This window comes from Brevundimonas sp. GW456-12-10-14-LB3 (assembly GCF_059424365.1).
This window is the reverse complement of the sequence record NZ_JBWKZJ010000067.1, coordinates 1-5,793: the sequence shown is the minus strand read 5'-3', so window position 1 is coordinate 5,793 and position 5,793 is coordinate 1. Positions and strand designations below refer to the sequence as shown.

The 5,793-nt window shown below is 65.8% G+C and carries 3 protein-coding genes and 1 pseudogene; all 4 read right to left on the bottom strand.

Going from position 1 to position 5,793, the window contains the following annotated elements; translation table 11 throughout:
• Positions 1 to 529: type II secretion system protein N (locus tag AC07XS_RS15610; RefSeq protein ID WP_321208187.1), on the bottom strand; the 529-nt coding region annotated here is incomplete at its 3' end.
• Positions 530 to 718: 189 nt separating this feature from the next.
• A complete protein-coding gene (locus AC07XS_RS15605) occupies positions 719 to 3,385 on the bottom strand; it encodes a TonB-dependent receptor domain-containing protein (protein ID WP_182715174.1) in 2,667 nt (888 codons plus the stop codon).
• 76 nt (positions 3,386 to 3,461) lie between these two features.
• Positions 3,462 to 4,979: a beta-helix domain-containing protein gene (locus AC07XS_RS15600; RefSeq protein ID WP_494732682.1), complete on the bottom strand. Its 1,518-nt coding sequence runs from the start codon at positions 4,977 to 4,979 to the stop codon at positions 3,462 to 3,464.
• Positions 4,980 to 5,454: 475 nt separating this feature from the next.
• A pseudogene (locus AC07XS_RS15595) lies at positions 5,455 to 5,793 on the bottom strand (hypothetical protein); the annotation flags it as partial.

Genomic DNA, 5,793 nt, shown 5'->3' with positions numbered 1-5,793 from the left:
GGGTCACGATCTGGGGGGTCGAGGGCGGCGGCGGGGGCGACGCGGCCCCGGCAGGCGCATCCGTAAACTCCAACCGGGTCAGGGACTGGCCCCGCGCCAGGGTCACGAAGTCGGGAGCGACAGACTGCAACACCAGTCCGGGCTCGACCTCCTCTCCGACGCCGACGGAAATCTGACGCCCGTCAGCCAGGCCTATGATGGCCGAGCCGCCGCCCACGCCGCCCGCGCGGACGCCGAACAGACGCATCTGACTGGCCTCCGCGCCCGAGGCGCCGGCCAGGGCCCCCTGCCCTCCGGTGCGGAAGAAGGCGTCAAACCGCGACAGTATGCTGACGTCGACAGGCCTAGCCGCAGCGGCGGCGGCCGGCGCCTCAGCCTGGGGCCTGGGCGCGGCGAACAGCCAGATCAGACGGCCGGCCTGCACCAGCAGCAGGGCGATCAGAAGGAGTTCCACGAGGCGGCGCAGCGGCAGACGACGCCCCCTGTCCAGGGCGGCGGAGAGGCTGAGGTTGCGGATGTCAGCAATCACGACGCCAAGCCCGTGCCGGCCCCCGACGGCCGCGAATGGCGTGTAGAACAATCGTCCGTATGCGGGCCTCACCGAAGTGTGAAGACGTGGATAACTTCTCGTGACAGTTCAACTGTGTACGGACATTTAAATCGAAACGGGCGGGGGGCGTTCGCCTCCCGGCCGTCGATGGTTTGCGGTTCTGACGGCTCAGAAGCGCGCGGTCAGGCTCACCGAGGCGCTCTGACCCAGGTCATAGTTGTTGACCCGGATCTTGGCGCCCCGCTCCTGGTATTCGTCGAAGTCGGTTCCCAGCAGGTTCCGCAGTTCCAGGGCGAAGCCCATGTCGCGGTCCATGACGGTGAAGTCCTTGCGATAGACGAAGTCCAGGAAGACGCCCGGATCTTGAATGAAATCCGGTTCGCGGCTGGTGCTGATGCCGGCGCCGCGGGCGGTGATGCGATCGCTGACATAGTTGACGATGATCGTCGCCTGAGACCGGGCCGTGTCGTCTTCCCACCCCAGTTGCAGGTTGGCGACGTGATCCGACTGGCCTTGCAGACGGCTGCCGTCCTGAATGAAGAAGGAAGCCTGTTCCGGCGTACCGGCGCCGCCCAGGGTCAGCACCGTATCGCCCGAGCTCACCTTCACCTCAGAGTCGGAGTAGGTGTAGTTGGCCTGGACCAACCAACGCTTGTTGGCGATGAAGGCCATGGGCTGGTCGGGGAACTCGAAATACTTCTTCACCTCGACCTCGGCGCCCATGATGGTCGCCTTGGGCGCGTTCAGGAAGGACTGCTGGCGCTGGTTGCCGACGTCGACAATGACGGATTCAACCGGCTTGTCCATGTCCTTGTAGAAGACGCCGGCCGTGATGAACTGCTGGCGGGCGAAGTACCATTCATACCGTGCGTCCAGGTTCAGCAGTTCGGTGTCCACCAGGTAGGGGTTGCCGATGAAGATGCGGTCGCTTTCCGGATCGGTATAGGCCTGGGGGGCCAGTTCGCGGAACTGCGGGCGACCGATCGTCTTGGACGCGCCGAACCGCAGTTGCTGATCCTCAGCGAAGTTCCAGGTCGCCGTCAGCGAAGGCAGCCAATACTGTTCCTCGATTTCGGTGGCCTTATAGGTCGAGGCGCCGCCGAAAACATCGCGCGGGGTGACGCTCTGTTGGCCGTCCTCGAAGCGGACGCCCACCGTCGTGCGAACCAGCGGGATGATCTCCGCATCAATCATCGCATAGGCCGCATTGACCTGAAGCTCGGCGTCGTAGGCGCTGGCGCCGTTGCTGCCGGCGATTTCGCGCAGTTGCAGAGTGTTCGGATTGATGTTGTAGTCCGAGAACAGATAATCGACCCGCGCGTGACGCTGGCTGTCGGTCAGGCCGTTGACGGCTTCGAACTGCAGATCGTGGCGGGTGGCTTCGCGATTGTTGTCGAACGAGGCCACGCCGGCGCTGATGATCGCCTCGCGGATCGAGGACAACGGCAGGGTGTAAGCCACATCCACGCCGCCCGAGACGATGTCGTCGTCCAGTTCGCTGAACGAGATCAGATTGCCCTGAACGTTGTGGATGTAGTCGCCGGCGGCGTCCACGCCGTATTGGAAGCGGGACTCATAGGGCGCGTCCCGCGACGTCTTGGCGTAGGCGGCCCGCCAGTCGATCTCCAGGGCGCCGTCCATGAACTGGTGTTCGCCAGCCAGCTGGCTCGTGAACAGCTGGCGCACGAACCATTCCGTATAGTCGTTGCGGATGACGCTTCCGCCCGCGTCGAAGTCCGGGCCGGCGGCCGAACGCGCTTCCTTGGTGGTGTTGCGGACGTACAGGTTGGTCCACTTCAGCTCATGATCGACCGTCTTCAGCGACAGGCCGCCGAGCATGTTCAACCGGATGTCGTTCTGGTTCGATTCGACGTCATAGGAAGAGGAGACCTCCAGGGCGTCGCCCTGGAACTGGCCCTCTTGCTGAACGCCGCGACGGGCGCGCCAGCTGTTGTCATAGCCGGCGACCGCGATAAGGCCCAGCGTCCCCAGGCCGGTGTCCTGCGAGAACCCGCCGGCCAGCTCGACGCCGCCGTCGATCGGGGTCTTCTCGCGTTGCAACAGCCGAAGCGGGGCGTTCTCCAACGACTGCCCCATGGCCTGAAGCTGGGCGGCCGAGAAGTTGGCGGTGTTGATCTGCTTGCCCTGGTCGAAGGCGATGCGGATGGCGCCAGGCACGTCGCGGGTGTCGTCGTCGAAGCCGGTGAAGTCGGTGCGCGACCCGTAGTAGATCAGGCTTTCCTTGCCCGTCGATTCCGTGTTGCCGCCCAGCGACAGCTTCATGTTGAAGAAGGGTTCGTTCGGGGCGTCGATCGTGTGCAGATCGATCACGCCGCCGCCGAATTCGCCGGGAAAGTTGGGCGAATAGGTCTTCTGAACCGTCACGCCGTCCAGGATGCTGGAGGGAAACAGGTCCAGGGGCACGACCCGTTGCAGAGGCTCGGGGCTGGGCAGTGGCGAACCGTTCAGCAGGGCCGACGAATAGCGCTCGCCCAGGCCGCGGACGTAGATGAACCGGCCCTCGACGATCGACAGGCCGGTGACGCGGGTCAGGGCGGCGGCGGCGTTGCTGTCGCCGGTGCGCTCCAGGTCTTCCGAGGTCAGGAAGGCGGCGACTTCAGAGCTTTCGCGGTTTGGCTCGGGGATATAGCGCCCCAGGACGACGATCTCGCCGACTTCGGCGGGCTCTTGATCGACTTGTTCCGCCGAGGTCTGGGCCGGATTCTGGGCCGTCGGGGCGGTTTCAGGTGCGGCTTGGGCGAACGCCAGGCCGGGCGCAATCAGCGCGCTGGTGGCGAGAAGGACCCCGCTCAGGGTCAGAGAAAGTCTATTCATGGTCTGCGCCTTGAAGGGGTCAGGAAACGCGAAGAACCGGCGGCGACCCTGAAGGCCGCCGCCGGCGCTGTCGTCATCAGCAGGGAGAGCCGGCCGTCAGGCCGCAGGTCCAACCCTGCCACCAGGTGTCCTGGGCGCTCCGCACAGCGCCGATGTAGTTGACGCTGTCGAAGAAGCTGTAGACCGTCTTCGGATCGATCGCCGTCACGGCGTTCTCATTGGCGCCGTTGATGAAGGCCAGGTTCTGGTTGGCGATGGTCGTGCCGGAAGCCGGGGCCGTCAGGGTCGAAGTTCCCGCCGCCGTCACATTGGTGTTGCGGGCGTTGGTGAACACCGCCGTCGAACGGGCGACGTTGGCCGGACGGTAGGAGACCGAGCAGGACATGTAGATCGAACGCAGCGAAGGCGTCGTGCCCCCGTCGAAGCTCGTCTGGGTGTCGGCGTCAGCGATGTCGAAGCAGCCGGCGACCGAGCCCGTCGTCGAGGTGGCGACGATGTTGATCAGGGTCGGGTTGGTGCCGGTGTCGAAGTGCATGACCGTGTGGGCGTCGGTCGGGGCGTTGCGGCCGACCAGGGTCCAGTTGGCGATCTTCGGCTGCGACAGATAGCGCGAAGCATAAGGCGTCGAAGACGGAGCCGACGAGAACTCGAAGCCGGCCGACCGGCTGGTCGAGTTCGGGGCCCGCTGGGTCACGATGCCGAACTGGGCGCCGCCGCGCCAGCCGGTGTCGGTGTCCAGACCGTCGTCGTCGGCGCCGTTGATGACGATGTGCTTGAGGTTGGCGTTGCCGCCGAAGATCTCGATGCCGTCGTCGGAGCTGTTGTAAGACTGGATGTACTCCAGAACCGTGCCGGAGCCGACGCCGGCCAGGGTCAGGGCCTGCAGCTCATTTCCGGTCGAGATTTCAAAGCCGGAATATTTGATCTGAACGTAGCGCAGACGGCCCGAGTTGTCGGTCGCCGTATTGCCGCCGTAGAAGGCGTTGGTGCCCTCGACCTGGCCGGTGCAGGTGACCGGCGCCGTCAGCTGGCAGTTGGCCTGGGGCGCGCGGCCGGCCAGGACGATCCCGCCCCACTGACCTTGCGAGGTCGCCGTGGCCGTGCCCTCGACGTCCTGGCGGCTGGTGAAGATGATCGGCTTGGTGGAGGTGCCCTCGGCGTAGATTTGTGAGCCGCGGTTGACCAGCAGGTAGTCACCGCCGCTGGAGGCGAAGATCTTGACGCCCGGTTCGATGGTCAGGATGCCCTGCGTGCCCGTGGTCGAGGCGGGATCGATGCCGCGGTCGGTGCCCACCTCGGTGCGGCCGCTGATCGAATAGATGGTGCCGGCGCGGACGGCCAGGCTGAGGTTGCCCAGAATCTGCTGCGGCAGTTGGCAAACGCGCAGCGAGCCGTTGGCGATGGTGCCGACATTGGCCAGGCCGGTCGGGCAATCCGCAGCGGGCGTGCCGGGGGCCGGCGTGTTGCCGCCACCGTTGTTGCCGCCGTTGTTGCCGCCGTTGCCGAAGTTGCCTTCGCCGGGCGAAGCCACTTCCGCCGAGCCGCAGGCGGCGAGCGCGAGGGCGCTGGCCGCCGTCACGAGCAGGGTTTTCATCTGAAGGCCGGTCATCGTCAGTCCACCGTGTCTGGTCAAAGAGCTATGACAGGGGGCGCCCGAGCCTGTGCCCGGCCGCAAAGACGTGATCGCCCCTCCTGCCCGAGTGGAGTCATTAGGGATGCTGTGTGAAGGCGCATGCGCTGTTACGTGAAGCTTCAGCGGAGCTTTTGCTGCGGATTGCAATCTATTTTACGACAAACGATCTGCCTTCGGATCACTGGCTCTCGTCCAATGCCCTGCGGCGGCGCGCCCTCTTCGGTCTGGCCTTGACCCAATCTGGAAATCTATCTTAGGTTGCAACGTGTCGCGCGATCCCGAAATCAAATCCGGACCTCCACGTCCCGCGCAAGACCGGCGCGCCGCCGACCCAGGGCGGCGACGCGGGTCGATCATCTTGGCTGGCGCCGTCGGCGCCTTCATCTGGCTGACGATCGCCGGCGCGGCCTGGCTGGCGGCGCGGGCCCTCGGTTGATCAGTCGCCGTTCCACCACGTCAGGCTGACGGGGAACCGGCGATCGCCCAACTGAACGGCCCCGCTCATAACCGGCGTCTGGTCGCCCAGATTGCGTCTGGCGGTCGCCAGGGCGCCCTGGTCGATCCGCAGATCCAGACGCACCGCCTCTCCGCGCGCAGCGGTTCCCGTCATCCGCAGCCTATCGTCCGTGATCTCATAGGCCTGCAGCGACACCGGCGGCGAGCCGTCCGAGCCGGCGAGGGTCAGGATCAAAGGCGCGCCCGCCCGCGATCCCCGCTCCCACGCTTCAAAAGCCGCGATCTGGCCGACGAACAGCCCGGCCAACTCCCCCCGTGC